Source organism: Bradyrhizobium sp. ma5 (assembly GCF_042258955.1).
Taxonomy (GTDB): Bacteria; Pseudomonadota; Alphaproteobacteria; order Rhizobiales; family Xanthobacteraceae; genus Bradyrhizobium.
On sequence record NZ_CP170156.1, the window covers coordinates 1368117 to 1384137 of the forward strand.

General features: G+C 63.6%; 10 protein-coding genes. 9 read left to right on the forward strand and 1 reads right to left on the reverse strand.

Translation table 11 applies throughout. The features are described 5' to 3' along the window. The first annotated feature begins 3 nt into the window (after nucleotides 1–3). The 9 genes from ACE103_RS06330 (at nucleotide 4) to ACE103_RS06370 (ending at nucleotide 13813) form a co-directional block, all read left to right on the forward strand. Complete coding sequence (locus tag ACE103_RS06330) at nucleotides 4–990, forward strand: DUF58 domain-containing protein (protein WP_375778737.1); 987 nt, start codon at nucleotides 4–6, stop codon at nucleotides 988–990. A gap of 25 nt (nucleotides 991–1015) precedes the next feature. Further along, nucleotides 1016–1474: a DUF4381 domain-containing protein gene (locus ACE103_RS06335; RefSeq protein ID WP_375778738.1), complete on the forward strand. Its 459-nt coding sequence runs from the start codon at nucleotides 1016–1018 to the stop codon at nucleotides 1472–1474. Next, a complete protein-coding gene (locus ACE103_RS06340) occupies nucleotides 1467–2465 on the forward strand; it encodes a VWA domain-containing protein (RefSeq protein ID WP_375778739.1) in 999 nt (332 codons plus the stop codon). The genes ACE103_RS06335 and ACE103_RS06340 overlap by 8 nt, the downstream gene beginning before the upstream one ends. Further along, nucleotides 2458–3981: a VWA domain-containing protein gene (locus ACE103_RS06345; RefSeq protein ID WP_375778740.1), complete on the forward strand. Its 1524-nt coding sequence runs from the start codon at nucleotides 2458–2460 to the stop codon at nucleotides 3979–3981. Before ACE103_RS06340 ends, ACE103_RS06345 begins: the two co-directional genes overlap by 8 nt. Continuing rightward, a complete protein-coding gene (locus ACE103_RS06350; protein ID WP_375778741.1) occupies nucleotides 3978–5372 on the forward strand; it encodes a BatD family protein in 1395 nt (464 codons plus the stop codon). Before ACE103_RS06345 ends, ACE103_RS06350 begins: the two co-directional genes overlap by 4 nt. A gap of 74 nt (nucleotides 5373–5446) precedes the next feature. After that, on the forward strand, nucleotides 5447–7132 hold the full coding sequence (locus ACE103_RS06355; protein WP_375778742.1) for an arylsulfatase: 1686 nt from the start codon (nucleotides 5447–5449) through the stop codon (nucleotides 7130–7132). A gap of 936 nt (nucleotides 7133–8068) precedes the next feature. Then, nucleotides 8069–8485: a hypothetical protein gene (locus ACE103_RS06360; RefSeq protein WP_375778743.1), complete on the forward strand. Its 417-nt coding sequence runs from the start codon at nucleotides 8069–8071 to the stop codon at nucleotides 8483–8485. 104 nt (nucleotides 8486–8589) lie between these two features. Then, complete coding sequence (locus tag ACE103_RS06365) at nucleotides 8590–8862, forward strand: PilZ domain-containing protein (protein ID WP_375781023.1); 273 nt, start codon at nucleotides 8590–8592, stop codon at nucleotides 8860–8862. A gap of 1837 nt (nucleotides 8863–10699) precedes the next feature. After that, a complete protein-coding gene (locus ACE103_RS06370) occupies nucleotides 10700–13813 on the forward strand; it encodes an autotransporter outer membrane beta-barrel domain-containing protein (RefSeq protein WP_375778744.1) in 3114 nt (1037 codons plus the stop codon). Nucleotides 13814–14143: 330 nt separating this feature from the next. Here ACE103_RS06370 and ACE103_RS06375 read toward each other — a convergent pair whose 3' ends face one another. Continuing rightward, nucleotides 14144–15853, reverse strand: a complete 1710-nt coding sequence (locus ACE103_RS06375) for a hypothetical protein (RefSeq protein ID WP_375778745.1) — start codon at nucleotides 15851–15853, stop codon at nucleotides 14144–14146. Nucleotides 15854–16021 lie beyond the last annotated feature (168 nt).

Below are 16021 nucleotides of genomic sequence, written 5' to 3' on the forward strand. Positions count from 1 at the left end.
GCGATGACCGAGACATCGACCAACATGCCAGGTGTCTATGTCAATCTCGACAGTCTGATCGCGCTCGAATACAGGGACCGCAGGGTCTCGTTCCTGCCGCGTCAGCCGGTGCACAGTCTGTTGTCGGGCCGGTTTGCCTCGCGCATGCGCGGCCGTGGGCTGAACTTCGAGGAGATCAGGGATTATCGCCCCGGCGACGACGTCCGCGGGATCGACTGGAAGGTTACCGCGCGGCTGCAGAAGCCGCACGTGCGGATCTTCAACGAGGAGCGCGACCGTCAGGCCCTGCTGGTGGTCGATCAGCGGCTGTCGATGTTCTTCGGCAGCCGGCACGCCATGAAATCGGTGACCGCGGCCGAGGCCGCCGCGATCGGCGCCTGGCGCGTGCTCGGCGTCGGCGACCGCATCGGTGCGATCGTGTTCAATGACAGCGATGTCGTCGAACTGGCGGCGCGGCGCAGTCGCGCGACGGTGTTGCAGATACTGTCCACCATCGTCACGCAGAATCAGGCGCTCGGGGTCGGCCGCGGCATCGCCACGGCGTCCCCCATGCTCAACCGGGCGCTCGAGCATGCCGTGCGGCGCACCATGCACGACGCCACGGTGATCATCATCAGCGATTTCGACGGCGCCGACACCGCGACGCGTCGCACGATCGGGGCGCTCGCGCGGCATAACAACGTGGTTGCGGTGCTGATCCACGATCCCCTGCAAAGCGACCTGCCGGCCTCGAGCCGGATGACCGTGACCGACGGTGAGCTGCAAATCCAGCTCGAGGTCGGCCGCGAGCATGTCCGTAGGAGCATCGCGCAGGCGTCGCAGGAGCGGCTGCAGGGCGTTTTCGCATGGACGCACGAGCTCGGCATCCCGGTGCTGCCGCTCAGCGCGGCCGAGGAAACGGTGCCGCAGGTCAGGCGTCTGCTCGGCGGATTACCGGCACGGCACGGGCGCGGTAGTGGTCGCGCGACGACGGAGGCCGCCCTTGGCTGAGACCCAATCCATCATCGCCGATCCCGTGGCGGGCCTGATCGATATCCCGCTGCCACAGCCCGTGAGCCTGCTTCCAGCGACGTGGGCTTCAAGGATCGCGATCCTGCTGGTTGCCGCGGGCATCGTCGTCGCGGCGTGGCGCCTGCTACATCGCTTCCGCGCCAACCGTTACCGGCGTGCAGCGCTCGCGGAGCTTGACCGGTTGCAGCAAATGCCCAGCGCTGTGCAGGACGGAATGGCGGCGAGTCTTGCGCTGCTGGTCCGGCGAACCGCGCTGGATGCCTTTCCGCGCGAAACCATCGCGCCGCTAGTGGGCGCGCCATGGCTTGCCTTCCTCGACCGCAGCTACGGCGGTCATGAATTCTCTGAAGGCGCGGGCCGGTTGCTCGCAAACGCATCCTATGGGCGGACGACGGCTGATGCCGACGAGTTGCGATCGTTGCAGGATCTCGTGCGGCGCTGGATCAGGGGGCATCATGTTTGAGCTCGCATGGCCCTGGATGCTTGTGATCCTGCCGCTGCCGATTCTGGCGTGGTGGCTGCTGCCGCCGTATCGGGCACGACAGGCCTCCGTTATGGTGCCGTTCTTTGACCGCCTCGCGGCTGCCACGGGGCAGACGCCGCAGCGCGGCGCGGTCGTGCTGCAGCGGCGGCGCATCCAGATGGTCACAGCCGCGTTGATCTGGGCGCTCGTCGTGTTGGCGCTGGCGCGTCCGCAATGGGTCGGCGACCCCGTCACCCGCGAGGTGTCCGCGCGAGATCTGATGCTTGCGATCGATATATCCGGCTCGATGGACCAGCGCGATTTCCGCGGCGCCGATGGCGCGACGCTGACACGGCTCGACGGTGTCAAGCGCGTAGTCACGGATTTCATCGCGCGCCGGCACGGTGACCGCGTTGCGCTGATGCTGTTCGGCACCAGGCCCTACCTGCAGGTCCCGTTCACGCAGGATCTGCAAACCGCGACCACGCTGCTGGCGCAGACCGAGGTCGGCATGGCCGGCCAGCAGACCGCGATCGGTGACACCATCGGGCTTGCGATCAAGACATTCGAGGCCAGCAAGGCACGGGAAAAGCTTCTGGTCCTGCTCACCGATGGCAATGATACCGCGAGCCGCGTTCCGCCGGAGCACGCTGCCGACATCGCGCGTCAGAACGATGTCGTCATCCATACGATCGGCGTCGGCGACCCCGCCGCGAGCGGCGAGAACCGCGTCGATCTCGGTGTCCTGCGGTCGGTCGCCGCGACGACGGGCGGCCACTTCTTCCGCGCCGAGGACGGTGCGCAGTTGCAGGCGATCTACGCGGACATCGACCGTCTCGCTCCGGCGAAGCTCGATTCGCTGTCATGGCGGCCAAAGCTGCCGCTGTTCCAGTGGCCGCTCGGCGCCGCCGTGATGCTGTCGCTGCTGCTGTGGCTCGGCCTGTCGCTGGAAGGCGGGTTGGGCTGGAGGCGGATGCCCGGTCATGCATGATGCCGCCGCCATCCCGTTTCACCTGCTGCGGCCGTTGTGGCTGCTCGCGCTGATTCCGGTGGCTTCCGTGTTCGCGTGGGTGCGTTGGCGGTCGAGTCCGCAAGCGCAATGGGGCGGGGTGATCGCGCCGCATCTGCTCAACCATCTCATCGTGCAGCCGGGTGCGGGACGCGGCGTCAGTCCGCTCTATCTGGTCGCTGCGGCGATGTCGCTGGGCATCATTGCGTTGTCGGGGCCGACCTGGCGGCGCGAGTTGCCCCCCTTCGTCGAAGACAAGGCGCCGCTGATGATCGCGCTGTCGCTCGATGCCTCGATGGGCGAGACCGACGTCGCGCCGACGCGGCTCGAGCGCGCCAAGCAGAAGATTCGGGATTTGCTCGCCGCACGCGCCGGCGCGCGAACTGGACTGATCGCTTATGCTGGCACGGCACATCTGGTAATGCCGCTGACCGACGATCGCGCGGTGATCGAACCCTTCCTGGCGGTACTTGCTCCGGGCCTGATGCCGTCGGCCGGCAACAACACGGCGGCGGCCGTGAGGCCTGCGGCGGAGGCGCTGGCGACCGAGGCAGTGCCCGGGACGATCCTCGTCGTGGCCGGCGACCCCGCAGAGGAGGAGGGCGCGGTCCGTCAGGCCGCCGGACGGAATAACCTGGTGAAGTTGAGCGTCGCGCCGGAGCGCGCGGGCGGAGGGCTCGCACTGCGTTCGGATGTCGTCCAGGTCAGCATCGACGACTCCGACATCGCGGCGCTCGAGCGCCGGATCGAGACGCGCTATCAGGCCGCTCAGGGCGATGCGTTCGGCACGCAATGGCGCGACGAAGGCTTTTGGCTGCTTCTGCCGATTGCGTTGCTGAGCCTGCTCTGGTTCCGGCGTGGCACGACGGTAGCTTGGGTGGTCGCGTTCGTCTGCCTGTCGCATGTAACGTCGGCGAGGGCGGAGGAGCCGCGCAGCTTTGCCGATGTCTGGCTGACACCGGACCAGCAGGGACGCATCGCCTTCGACCGCGGCGACTACGCGACCGCGGCCAAGCGCTTCTCCGACCCGATGTGGCGCGGCATCGCCGCCTATCGTGCCTTCGACTTCCTTGCCGCCGCCGAGGAATTCGCGCGCGTCGACACGCTCCCGGGGCGCTTCGCGCTGGGCAACGCCCAGGCGCAGAACCACGCTTATGAGAAGGCGATCGCCGCTTACGACGAGGTCCTGAAGGTCGCGCCCGGGGATGTCGCCGCGAAGACCAACCGCGCCATCGTGGTGGCGGCGCTGGAGGCGAAGGAAGCGAAGCGAAGGAAGCAGGAGCAGGATGACAGCGCGCCGCCGGACCTGAAGGCCGACGAGACGCGGGTCGATCCCAATCAGAAGGGCGGCAAGAAAATCCAGGTGAGCCCGCAGGATCTGACCACCGCCGGCGCGGCCGAAGCCTGGATGCGTCAGGTCCAGACCACGCCGGCCGATTTCCTCAAGTTGAAATTTGCGATCCAGGACACCACGCAGCCGGCGGGGGCGAAGCCATGAGGCATTTGCTCGCCATCGGGGCCTTGATACTCGATCTGCTCGCGCCCGTTGCGACCCTGGCGCAGCAAGCCACGACGGAGCCGATCGTGCAGGTGACGGTCGACCCGCCGCGGGTCGTGGTCGGACAGGCGACCACGTTGCGCGTCGATGTGCTGGCGCCGAACTACATGACCGCCCCCCCGGAGCTTCCCGGCTTCCAGATACGCAACGCGGTGACGCGGCAATTGCAAAGCGTCAATACCAGCGAACAGCGGAACGGCGTCTCCTATGCCGGCGTGCGCTTCGAATTCGCCGTCTACCCGCAGGAGCCAGGATCGTACGCGATCGCGGACCAGAAGGTCAGGATCAGATACGCTGCGGAGCCGCCGGCCACGCGGGAAGTGGAGGTCGCGCTGCCGCGCATGTCCTTCGAGGCTTTCATCCCGGATGTGGCGGCTGCGCTTCAGCCGTTCCTGTCGGCAACCAAGCTGACCGTCGAGCAGGCGATCAAGCGTTCATCGGATCAGCTCAAGGCGGGCGATGCCGTCACACGCACGGTGACCATCAAAGCCGAAGGCGCGCCTGCGATGCTGCTGCCTCCGCAGACGTTCGCCGCCGTCCAGGGCTTGAGACTTTATCCGGCGCAGCCGACGCTCGACGACAGGGTGGACGGGCGCTCCGACGTCATGACCTCGACCCGCGTCGATTCCGCGACATATATGCTGGAGAGTGCCGGCGACTATTCGCTGCCCGCAATCGAGTTCGGCTGGTGGAACGTCGGCAGCGGCAAGGTCGAGCGGATTCACCTCGATGCGGTCCGCTTCGAGGTCGCCGCCAATCCGGTGGCCGGGAGCAGGACACCTGCCGGCCGACCGGGGCCGCGTTGGAGCTGGGATGGCCTCGTCGACCTCGTGGTCGATCACTGGCGGCTTCTGCTGCTCGGTGCCGCCGGCGTCGCCGCTTTCGGTTGGCTTGCGCCCGGCGTCGCCCGAACCATCGCGGATTCTGTTCGCCGGCGGCGGGAAGCCTATCGTCGGTCCGAGGCCTTCTTCTTTCACAGGCTGCGCCGGGGGGCCCGCCGTCACGACGCGCGCAGCACGTATTTCGCACTGCTGGACTGGTTGCCGCATCTCGAAACGCCGGCGCCCGCGGGCAGCATTGCCGCCTTCAAGGCCATGGCACGCGATCCTGCTCTGGATCGCGAGATCGGCGCGATCGAGACCGCGCTGTTCGCAAGGCAGCACGACCCGCAGCCCTGGTCGTCCCGTCAATTCCTGCATCACGTGGCTGCGGTGCGCCGCAATCTGCGACGGCGCGGGAGGCGCGGCGAGAATGCGTATTCACCCATGAATCTGAACCCGGCCGGGGCTGCGACCGCTTCGGCCTATGCAGGAAGAAAACCTGCCAGATGAGTGAGCAAGACCGAGACTGACCAAGCAGAACGCAAGAGCCGTAGTCGTCAGAAACCAGTAGCAAGGAGTGACGAATGAGCATTGAGACGAAGAAGCTGAACAACGGCGTCGTCGATCCGACACGCAGTGAGAACTCAGACATAGGTCGTCGAGCCCTGTTGCTCGGCGCATCATCGCTCGTGGCGGCGGCGACGCTGACGTCGCAGGCGGCCGCACAGGCCCAGAAAGCCGCTCCGGCTGCAGCGCCAGCCGCGGCCCCGTCCGGTGGTCGCAAGCCGAATATCCTCGTCATCTTCGGCGATGACATCGGCATCCCGCAGATCAGCGCCTACACCATGGGCATGATGGGATATCGCACGCCCAATATTGACCGCATTGCGAGTGAGGGGGCCATCTTCACGGATGCCTACGGCCAGCAAAGCTGCACGGCCGGCCGCGCCTCCTTCATTCTCGGCGAGGAGCCGTTCCGCACCGGATTGCTCACGATCGGCATGCCGGGCGATCCCCACGGCATCCAGGACTGGATGCCGACGATTGCCGATGCGCTGAAGACGCAGGGCTATGCCACCGGTCAGTTCGGCAAGAACCATCTCGGCGATCGTGACGAGCATCTGCCGACCAAGCACGGCTTCGACGAATTCTTCGGCAACCTCTACCATCTCAACGCCGAAGAGGAGCCGGAGGGCTACTTCTATCCGAAGGATCCGAACTTCCGGAAGCAATATGGCCCGCGCGGCGTCATCAAGGCAACGGCGGACGGCAAGATCGAAGACACCGGTCCGCTGAACACCGCGCGCATGCCGACCGTTGACGAGGAGTTTCTGGGAGCCGCCAAGGACTTCATCGGCCGCCAGGCGAAGGCGGATCGGCCGTTCTTCTGCTGGTTCAACTCGACCCGCATGCACGTCTTCACCCATCTGAAGCCGGCGTCGCTCGGCAAGACCGGCAAAGGCATCCACGCCGATGGCATGGTCGAGCACGATGGCATGGTCGGCGAACTGCTCAAGCAGCTTGACGATCTCGGCATCGCCGATAATACCATCGTCGTCTACACGACGGACAACGGTGCGGAAATCGCGTTGTGGCCCGATGGTGCCATGACGCCGTTCCACGGCGAAAAGGGAACGACGTGGGAAGGCGGCATGCGCATCCCGATGATGGTGCGCTGGCCGGGCGTCGTGAAGCCGGGCACGCAATACAACGAGATCATCTCGCTGATCGACTGGTTCCCGACGCTCTGCGCCGCCGCCGGAATCCCGGACATCAAGGAGAAGATGAAGACCGGTTTCGCAGGCGCCAACGGCAAGACCTTCAAGGTTCATCTCGACGGCTACAACTTCATGCCGCTGTTCAAGGGAGAGACGACCACTCCGCCGCGCGATGCGATCTACTACTTCGACCAGGGCGGCAATCTCAATGCCATCCGGTGGAACGACTGGAAGCTGAGCTTTGCCTCATCGAAGGGAAACATCGCAACCGGCACACGTGAGGTGACGGCATGGTCCCTGATCACCAACCTGCGCATGGACCCTTACGAGCGCGGACTGGAGGAGGGCGGCGAGGCGATGAAATTCCTCGCCCAGAACATGTGGCTGATCGTGCCCGTGCAGGGAAAGGTCAAGGAATTCTTCGCCGATTTCGACCAGTTCCCCTACCAGGAAGGCAGCTCGCTCAACGCGGCCGGCATCAATTACGGCCTCCTCCGGCAACAGGCCGCCTTGAAGCGACTCAACGAGCTCGAGCGCATGAAGCCGCAGTAAAGCGCAGAGGCCGGAACGACGATGCGGCGAAGACGGCGATTGCCGATTTTGTCGCGCCCGTCACGACGCGAGGCGGGCGGCACTTCGTGCCGTCCGCGCATCTGCAAGCTAATTCAAGCCTGAGGATAAAATGATGAAGACTTAAAACGAGCGCGGCTCCGCACTCGTAGCCGGCGCTCTCATGCTGTCACCGGCGAATGCGCGGACGCCGCTATCGGCCTTACGCGGACGCCAGCCGTTTTGTCGATGTGCAGGCGCTGACCTGCGGACAGCTGGCCGGCACCTATTAGGAAGACCCCGACATGCTCGCGGCCTGGTGCAGGCGCGGTCCTCGGAGGCCTCAGAGGAATGACGGTCGGCATCGACCCGCAAGTTAGATTTCTGTTCCCGAACCTGTTCGGAGGCTACCAACGCTACTTGAACCTCAAGGGTACAATGATCTCGTGACGGAGAACCGGCCGATCGGCCGGAGCACATGGGTCTCCTCCGCGATCTCGCCAGCATTGCCTGAGAATGCGGCAACGAAGCCGTCGATCCGCAAGTAAGCCCAAGGACGACGTGGGTTGCCGAACTCACCACCTCGCCGAGGCAGCCAGTTCGAAGGTTCGCGGTGCGCCGAGGTAGACTTGGTCCGGATAACCCGGATCGGACCATGCCGCGTAGAGGGTATTGGTCACGTTGCGAACGCGGAAGCTGACGCGCGCCGCAGGGCAACAAGGTGCTGCCTTCGACGCTTTCACCACTCAACTGACCCGGTCAAAGAGCGAGAGCAGTTGCGGTGAGGGGTTGTAGCGGTCATTGGCAGCGTTGCTTTAGATCACACAGGGGTCCGGTCCGCTCCCGCTGCAGTTTTTGCCTCGACAACCTGACCGGGCTTGACCGGCGGTTAACCAATCTCACGCATACTCCACGGCCGGCTAGACTGGAGACGTGGAAGTGTCCTTCCAACTGACCGTCTTGAAAGTGCTGGCCGGCCAGTCCGCCGGGCGAGCCTCCGTTGCCGACCTGCGGCAGGCTGTTGCGATCCTGATGAATAGCGGCAAGGACTGGACCGATCGCATGAAGCGGTTGGCGGAGCATGCGCCGGACCTGAACATCTTCTTGGCCAAGTTCGTGGTGCGCGATGACGCGGGTTGGGAGATCACGGAGCAGGGGCGGCTATTCCTCGCCGCGCTCGAAACCGCCGTCGCAGTTCGAAGGTCGCCACTTCGGTCAGTGGACGATCTGCCAGCCACCGAAGCCGCCGCGCCGGAGGCGACAGATGCGCCGAAGCTGTCTGACCCTCCTCGAAACCGTCGTCAACGAACGCGGCGTCGTCGCGGCAAAGGCCGATCAAATCGCCAGACGGCGTGAAGCCGCCTCGCCAGCTTTAGCCCAGCACTACGATCGTTAGCAGAAACGCAATCCTTCTCGCGCAGCATAGGTCTAATTTGCATTAGTTATTGATGGGTTCGGAGATGATAGGTCTTCCTGACAGACGAAAGTCTGTGCGTAATCCATCGCTGGACAATGCGTTGATCAGGGTTGGTGATCTGTCACTGTCTTGTGTTGTTGGCAACATCACAGAGAACGGCGCGGCGCTGAAAGTGGATGATCCGCCGTCGCCCCTTCCTGACCAATTCACGCTTATCGTTCCGCCTAGCAAGACCTGCGCGTGCAACGTCGTTTGGCGAAAAGGCGCATGGATTGGCGTTGCATTCGTTACCGAGCCGACCATCACGACGCGGTGAATTGCGGGGAAAGCGCGACAGCAATGTAATCTACGTCACAGTCAGCCCGACAGTTTGACCGGCAGTATCCCGCGGTGATTTTGGCGGGACGCTATGGACGACGAGTTTTGCAAGGAAAGAGCGCGGACTGTTCGTGCGCTAGCTGAACAGGCCGATCCCCTCATCAAGCTGCGGCTGTTGCAGCTGGCGGCCCACTACGAACGACGCGTCGAACGAGATCGCGCTGATCTTCCGGCGGCGGGGTCGCCGATACAGCGATCGTGACTGCCTGCCAAGCGCGTTGCGGCGGGGTTTCAGAGATCGTCAACTGCAGTGGTTTTGAGAAGGCAGTTTTTCGCCGCGCTCCCACATCGCCTGCTTGCGCGCTGTTCAGCGGCGCTGGTCCCGCCACGCCTGGAAGTCAGCCTCGGTCAGGGTCGGCAGCAACAGCTGCCATCGCCTCGCGGCCCACGCCCCCAGCGATACCGACGCTCCGAAGGAGCCCAGCCGCCAGAAGATCGGCGAGATTCTCTTCGCGCTCTGGCGATCTCCTGCGGTTCCGCGAAGCTGGTCCAAAGCATCGACGAAACATAGAGAAGAAACATAGAGCGGAGTCTCATAGCGAGGATGCTCGCGGAACAGCAGGGCCGGATGTGCCGATCGGTACGGTGCCGCCGAGTGACGTTCGTCCCTCCATGCCCCCAGAGCGTCCCAGCCGCGAGGAGCGAACTGGAACAGGACAACGAGCAGGCGGTCCTTGCGACCGCCTGCGAAGATTAGCGTGCTGGCAGTTTGTCTATTGGCAGAGATGTGGGAGTCCGTCGGCCCCCTTGAAAATGGTACCAGGCCTGCAGACGATGCCATTGTGCGACGCGTAGGTGTTCCAGTCGCCGTTCCACGCATAGTAGTCGCCGTAGGCACCGGGTTGATCGTAGGAGCCATATGCGGCGTAGGAATTGCGCCAGCCGCTGAAGGGAGCGGTCGCGATCGCTGCGGCTGTTCCGACAGCAGCGCCGGCCACGCCGGCGGCGGCTCCCACTGGTCCTACGGGTTCGCGATAGGCGGTTCGCCGATGATAATAGCCCCTCGTGCTGTCGTACGGGCTGCCGGCTCCTCTATTGAGGCAGTTGGCACTGGCAAATTGAGATGCACAGGCGGCCGGGTTGGAGAAGACCGCTTGCGCCGATGCGGGGGTCGAAACTGCGGATGCCGCTATCACAGCCGCGCCAAGAACTCTTAGACTCGTCATGGCTTGCTCCCTGGATTTGGGTTGCTTGTCACGTTTGGGCGCCTTGGCCTGACTGAATGCCAGGACTGCAAGTTCCCCTTTTTTCTCGCATCTAACCAAATGCAACCTCCGGAAGTGGTTCCTGTGCATCTCGTGCGCAGTATCAAATCGACGTGACTTGCTAATCGATTGGAGTGTCGACTTCCGCAAAGGCGCGCATGCATGCGGCAAGGAGTCGCGCAGACCAAGGCTGCCGCGATCAATGTCAAACGAGGTGAAGGGAACCCCATTCGCCCCACGACCCCGAAGAGAGAAGCGAGAATGCAATTTGATGAAAGGTTGCCTCATCGCATAACGACACGACGACCCACGCCAAGATGTGTCGCACGTGCGTGCACGAGAGAACGACATTTGGCACAAACTGCATAGGTTGTGTGATGTGAAAGCATCAACTGCTGACAAACAGCAACGTGCATTCCTGATCGCCACATTCGGGTTGATCTTCGCCCTGATAGTCGGATGATAATTTGCGATCTTAAATTGTAGCCGTTCCTGCTTTTTTGCGCCGCGACCGGGCTTTCTTTTCAATTTGATGTTGTTGAAAACGACAGGCTTTGGAAGGCAGGGCAAATGAAGTGCTCAACCGGTTCGATTCTCCCTGGACCTCGCGTGCGCAATTGCAAGCAACAGGCGTCAACACGCGCCGCCTTGCAATCATTGGTCCAACTCTTCAGGGAAAAACCGAGACCTTGTGCCGCGGCCAGCCGGAACCGGTTCCGGCTGGCCGCGCTTGCGTTGATCGCATCGGGCACCATGGTCGACACGGCGATGGCTCAAACTTGCACCGTGGCAGCCGGTTCCACCGTCACGCTCACGATGGGGATTTGTACAATTGCGTCCGGTACAACGCTCACGGGGACACCCGGCGTTCACGCAAGCAATGACACCACTGAGATATTCACTAACAACGTCACCATCAATCCCAACAATGGCGGCAGCATCGGCGCGCTGGCCGATACATTAGGCTCTATCGTCTTCAACTCGGGATCCAGCATCAACGGCAACTGGAGTACGGCTGCGTCCGCGCAAGGCGGCGGCACGATTGTCTTTCAGTCGGGATCGGCAATCAACCCCGCTTTGGGAGGTGGTGGAATTGCGATGCTTGCCGATGGATCAGGTAGCCTGATCAATGCGTCGGAACTTGCGGTAAGTCTTAACGGCGCCGGAAACAATGTGGCCGCGAAGGCGTCCAATGGCGGCTTGATCGCCATGCAGAACAGCTCGATCACCTATGGCGTGGGTGGCGGCGGCAACACGGGTCTGTGGGCGACCGGTGCCGGCAGCAAGGTCAACGCGACCAATACGACCGTTTCGATGCCCGGTGGCGGTGGAAACGATGTCGGCGCGCGCGCGGACACGAGCGGGACCGTCACGCTCAACGGGGGAACCGTCTCCGTTGAGGGCAATGGCGGCGGAGAGACCGGTCTGCTGGCGCAATCTGCAGGGAGCACGATCACGGCGACCGGTGTTGCGGTCACGGTCGCCGGCGGCGGCGGAGATGTCGGCGCCAAGGCACTTGACGGTGGCGCGATCACGTTGACGGGAGGCAGTGTCGCCGCGACGGGCAGTGGTGGGGGAGAAATTGGCCTGCAGGCGAGCGGTGCCGGAAGCACGCTCACGGCGAGCGGCGTGACGGTAAGCGTTCCGAACACCAGCGGGGGCCGCGGCGTGCAGGCCGACAATTCGGGCAGCGTCACGCTCGACGGCAACACGACGGTCACCACATCCGGCGCAGGCACCCACGCGGCGGGCGTGACGAGCGGCGGTACGCTGAATATGACGGGTGGCTCACTGACTGCCCATGGAGCCGATGCCAACGCGCTCAACATGAGCGGCGGTGCTGCGACGCTGTCCGGCGTCACCATGACCAGTCCGCATGGTGCGTCGATCGCCGCGCCCGGCGGCACCAGCAGCGTAAGCCTGACCGGCGTGACTGCCGTCGTGAACAACAATCAATGGCTGAACGTCAGCGGCGGCTCCACGCTCAACCTTGTTGCGGACAGTTCGACCTTGCAGGGGATTGCGCTCACCGACTCCGGCAGCACCTCAAGCGTCGCGTTGAAAAACAATTCGCTCTGGACCATGACCGGCAACTCCAACGTCACCAATCTGGTCAACGCGTCGAGCCTGATCCAGTTCACATCGCCCGTCGGCGATCCGACGCAGTTGTTGAGTTACAAGACGTTGACGGCAGCAAACTACGTCGGCCAGGGCGGCACGGTCGGGCTCAATACGTATCTTGGCACGGACGGCTCGCCCTCCGACAAGCTCGTCATCAATGGCGGCACGGCAGCCGGTAACACGTCTCTGAAGATCGCGAACACGACCGGTGGCGGTGCCCTCACCACCGGCAACGGAATCCTGGTGGTCGATGCGATCAATGGCGCGACGACAACGTCGGGCGCCTTTACTCTGTCCGGGTCGGTGATGGCCGGCCCTTATCAATACACGCTGTTTCGTTCCAGCGTTGACGCGAGCAACCCGCAGGCCTGGTATCTGCGGTCGACCTTAGATTGCGCAGCAACTCCGAACCTGCGCATTTGCGGCGGTGGCGGTATCCTTGATTGCAGTAGACATCCTGACTTGCGCATTTGCGGCGGAGGCGGAGGCGGAGGCGGAGGCGGTGGCGGAGGCGGTGGCGGCGGGGGTGGAGGCGGCGGTGGCGGAGGAGGCGGCGGTGGTGGTGGTGGCGGCGATATCCCCGACTACCGAGAGGAGACCTCGCTCTACTCAGCTATTCCGTCGATGACGCTGTTGTACGGACGCAGCCTGCTCGACACGTTGCATGAACGCGTGGGCGAAGAGGAGGACGAACGCTTCCGCGCCAATCCCGAGAACGCCAGGGTCGGATGGGGTCGCGTGCTCGGGGTCAACGGCGTGCACCAGGGCGACAGCTTCGGCGTGTTGGGGGGCGAAGCCGGGCCGCACTTCAGCTACGATTTCCTGGCGTTGCAGGCGGGCATGGATGTCTATCGACACGACAGTCCCGACGGTTCGCGCGACCAGGCGGGGGCGTATTTCGCGATCGGCGGCGCGCGCGGGCGGGTCACCCATTTTGATGGCAGCCAGGGCGACGACACCTTCGCCGCCTATACGCTCGGTGGCTACTGGACGCATTTCGGGCCGACCGGCTGGTACATCGATTCGGTTCTGCAAGGCACGTTCTACGACATCAGGAGCAGCGCAGACCGCGGCATTCCGGCGCTGAAGACCGGTGCTCAGGGTGGTGCTGCGTCGGTGGAGGGCGGATATCCTTTCAAGTTCGCCGGCGGCTTATTCATCGAGCCGCAGGCGCAACTGGTGTATCAGAACATCCACATCAACGACGCGAGTGACATCGCGGCGCAAATCCGCTTTGCGGACGTGGATTCGCTCGCAACCCGGATAGGTGCCCGATTTGGTCGAACATGGGCGGTCGATGACAGTCCGCGCACCCTGACGGCCTGGATCCGTCCGAGCCTGTGGAACGAGTTCCTTGGCAACCCGAAAACGTTGTTCTCGTCGGACACCGGCTTCGTTCCATTCCAGGCCAGCCTGGGCGGCCTGTGGGGCGAGATCAATGCCGGCATCAGCGGACAGATCACGTCGACCACGTCGCTTTATGCCAACGCTTCCTATCAGAGCCGGTTCGACGGTGGCGGGTTCTCGTATAGCGGAAAGGCCGGACTGCGCATCAATTGGTAGAAGAGGGGCGCGAGAGCGAAATGCCGATCAAGACAGATCGGCCCTTGCATTCGCGCGGACCTCAGACGCAAGGCCGCCTACCGAGCGACGCCGCCATGGTTACCGCAAACCTATGGAACGCCGCCCTGCGGGCGGTCTATTCCACGCGCAAATGCGGCAAGTGAGAAACGTGGGGCGGCGTGGCCTCCGAGAGCTGAAATGCATGTGCCGAGCGCGTCGCGCAATTGCGCGCCAGCCGCAAAGCTCCAACGGCCAGAAGATCGGTCTCGGGCCATCGGTTGGCGCCCGTTGCCAAGTGCCAGGCTGAGCAGCCGGTCGCGGCGGGGAACGTCAGTTCGCGACGAGAGTTTGGGCCTTGTGTAAGCCTGCCATCAGAGCGTCAACAACCTGATCGGCGGCGCCGTTGCGGCGCAAGAAGCCAGCGGGATCGTCCGCCAGTGGTTTGTATTGCAACATCTTCTCCAGCGCGGCCTGCGTGGCGTCGCGATGCCCCAGTTCGCCGTTCGCCACCGCAATCAACAATTGGCTGAAGCCGGAATCGCGCAAAGCAGCCTTCTCGCCGACGCTGAGCATCTCCTCATACTCTCGCCTGAAGAGATGGTCGATCGCGATCATATGAAAGTACCAGCCTGGAGGATTGATGGTCCGCCTGATCGCGCGCTGGAGCATCGGAACTCCTTCCGCGAAATTGCCGCGGATGGCAAGCCGCCAGCCGAACTGAGCGAACACGTCAGGATCGTTCGGGTTGAGATCGATCGCTTGACGGCTGAGGCGATCACTCTCGGCGTATCGTCCTGTGAAATGATAGACCGCGGCCAGCGCCTTGACTGCAAGCGAGTTGTTCGGTTGAAGGTTCACCGCGCGGTCCGCCGCAGCGAGAGCCTTCGCGTATTCGCTTTGCTCGGTGCCGTCGCCAAAATAGCCCAGGCGGCCTGCGTCGGCATGTAACCACCCGAGCATGGCCCAGGCATCACTATACTCCGGATCGCGCCGTACGGTTTGCTCGAGGCATTGCAGAACCGGATCGAAACCCGCACGCGCGAAGGTGCGCCGGTAGCCGAACGCGCGCAGCACGCAGGCATAGCTGTCCATGTTTTGCGGCGGCGTGCTGCTGACATCGTTCTTGACCACGCCATAAGACTGGCCGACGGCGATTGCGATCTCGTTTGCGAGCTCGCGCTGGGCGTCGGCGAGAGAGCGAGGATCGAACGAACGGGCAAGCGTCCGCGCCCAGACGATCTCGCCGCTCGTTGCGTTCAGGACGGTTGTGATGACCCGTACTTCTTCAGCACTCGTTTGTACGCTTCCCTTGACGATATAAGAAAGACCAAGGCCGCGACCGAGTTGCAGAGACTCTTCGCTTGATGGCTGGCCCGATCCCGCTTGCGACATGTAGAGCCGAAAGCCCGCGAAGCGAAACAGATTTCCGATCAGCTCCTGACCGATGCCGGTGGCAAAATAGCGAGCATTCTCCCCCGAGCTCAGCGCCTCGAACGGCAAGACCAAGACCGCCGGCTCGCGCGGTGGCGTGGCAGGCGGCGGCCTTGTTCCGAGCCATATCGATGTTGCCAGGACGGTCGCCAGGATCGCAGCGATCAGCGCATTGCGGCGCAAGCGGAGCTTGCCGATCGCGGAAGTCGTCTTCGCGGCAGCCGCCGTCGGTTGACCCTGAATATCTAAGATCGTCTCGCGGGGCGCCGCGGCGGCACCTAGGGCGTGGTGCCATTCGAAATTGGGAACATACGAGCCCTTTGGAATCGAGATCCGTACCGGATCGTCCCGGCCCGCGTCCATATAGTAGCTGTCGAGATCGCGGCGCAGTCGCCGGGCTTCAAGACGGACGACGGGGTCGGCCTGCGGATCAAAAGAGCCGTCGCGACGAAACACGGCTAACGCAATTGTGTAGCCTTTCAATCTCTCGCCCCGGCCCGCAAGCGTCTCATCGACAATGAAGCGAAGAAATGCGCGACGTCGTTCACTTGCCTGGAACCGCGGGTTCGAGAGGATGCGCTCCAGCTCGGCGGACACGTCCACCGGCAACACACTGCCTTCTTCCCGACCGACTGAACCGGCAGAAGGCTTCCCCTGCGCAGACGAGAGAGACGGATTACGCATCGAGCCAACGAGCTCACAACTACGTCAAAGAGGGTAAGTGCTCCGGGCCGCGATTGCAACGCGTAAGCGAGTTCCGTTATCCGAGGGATGTGT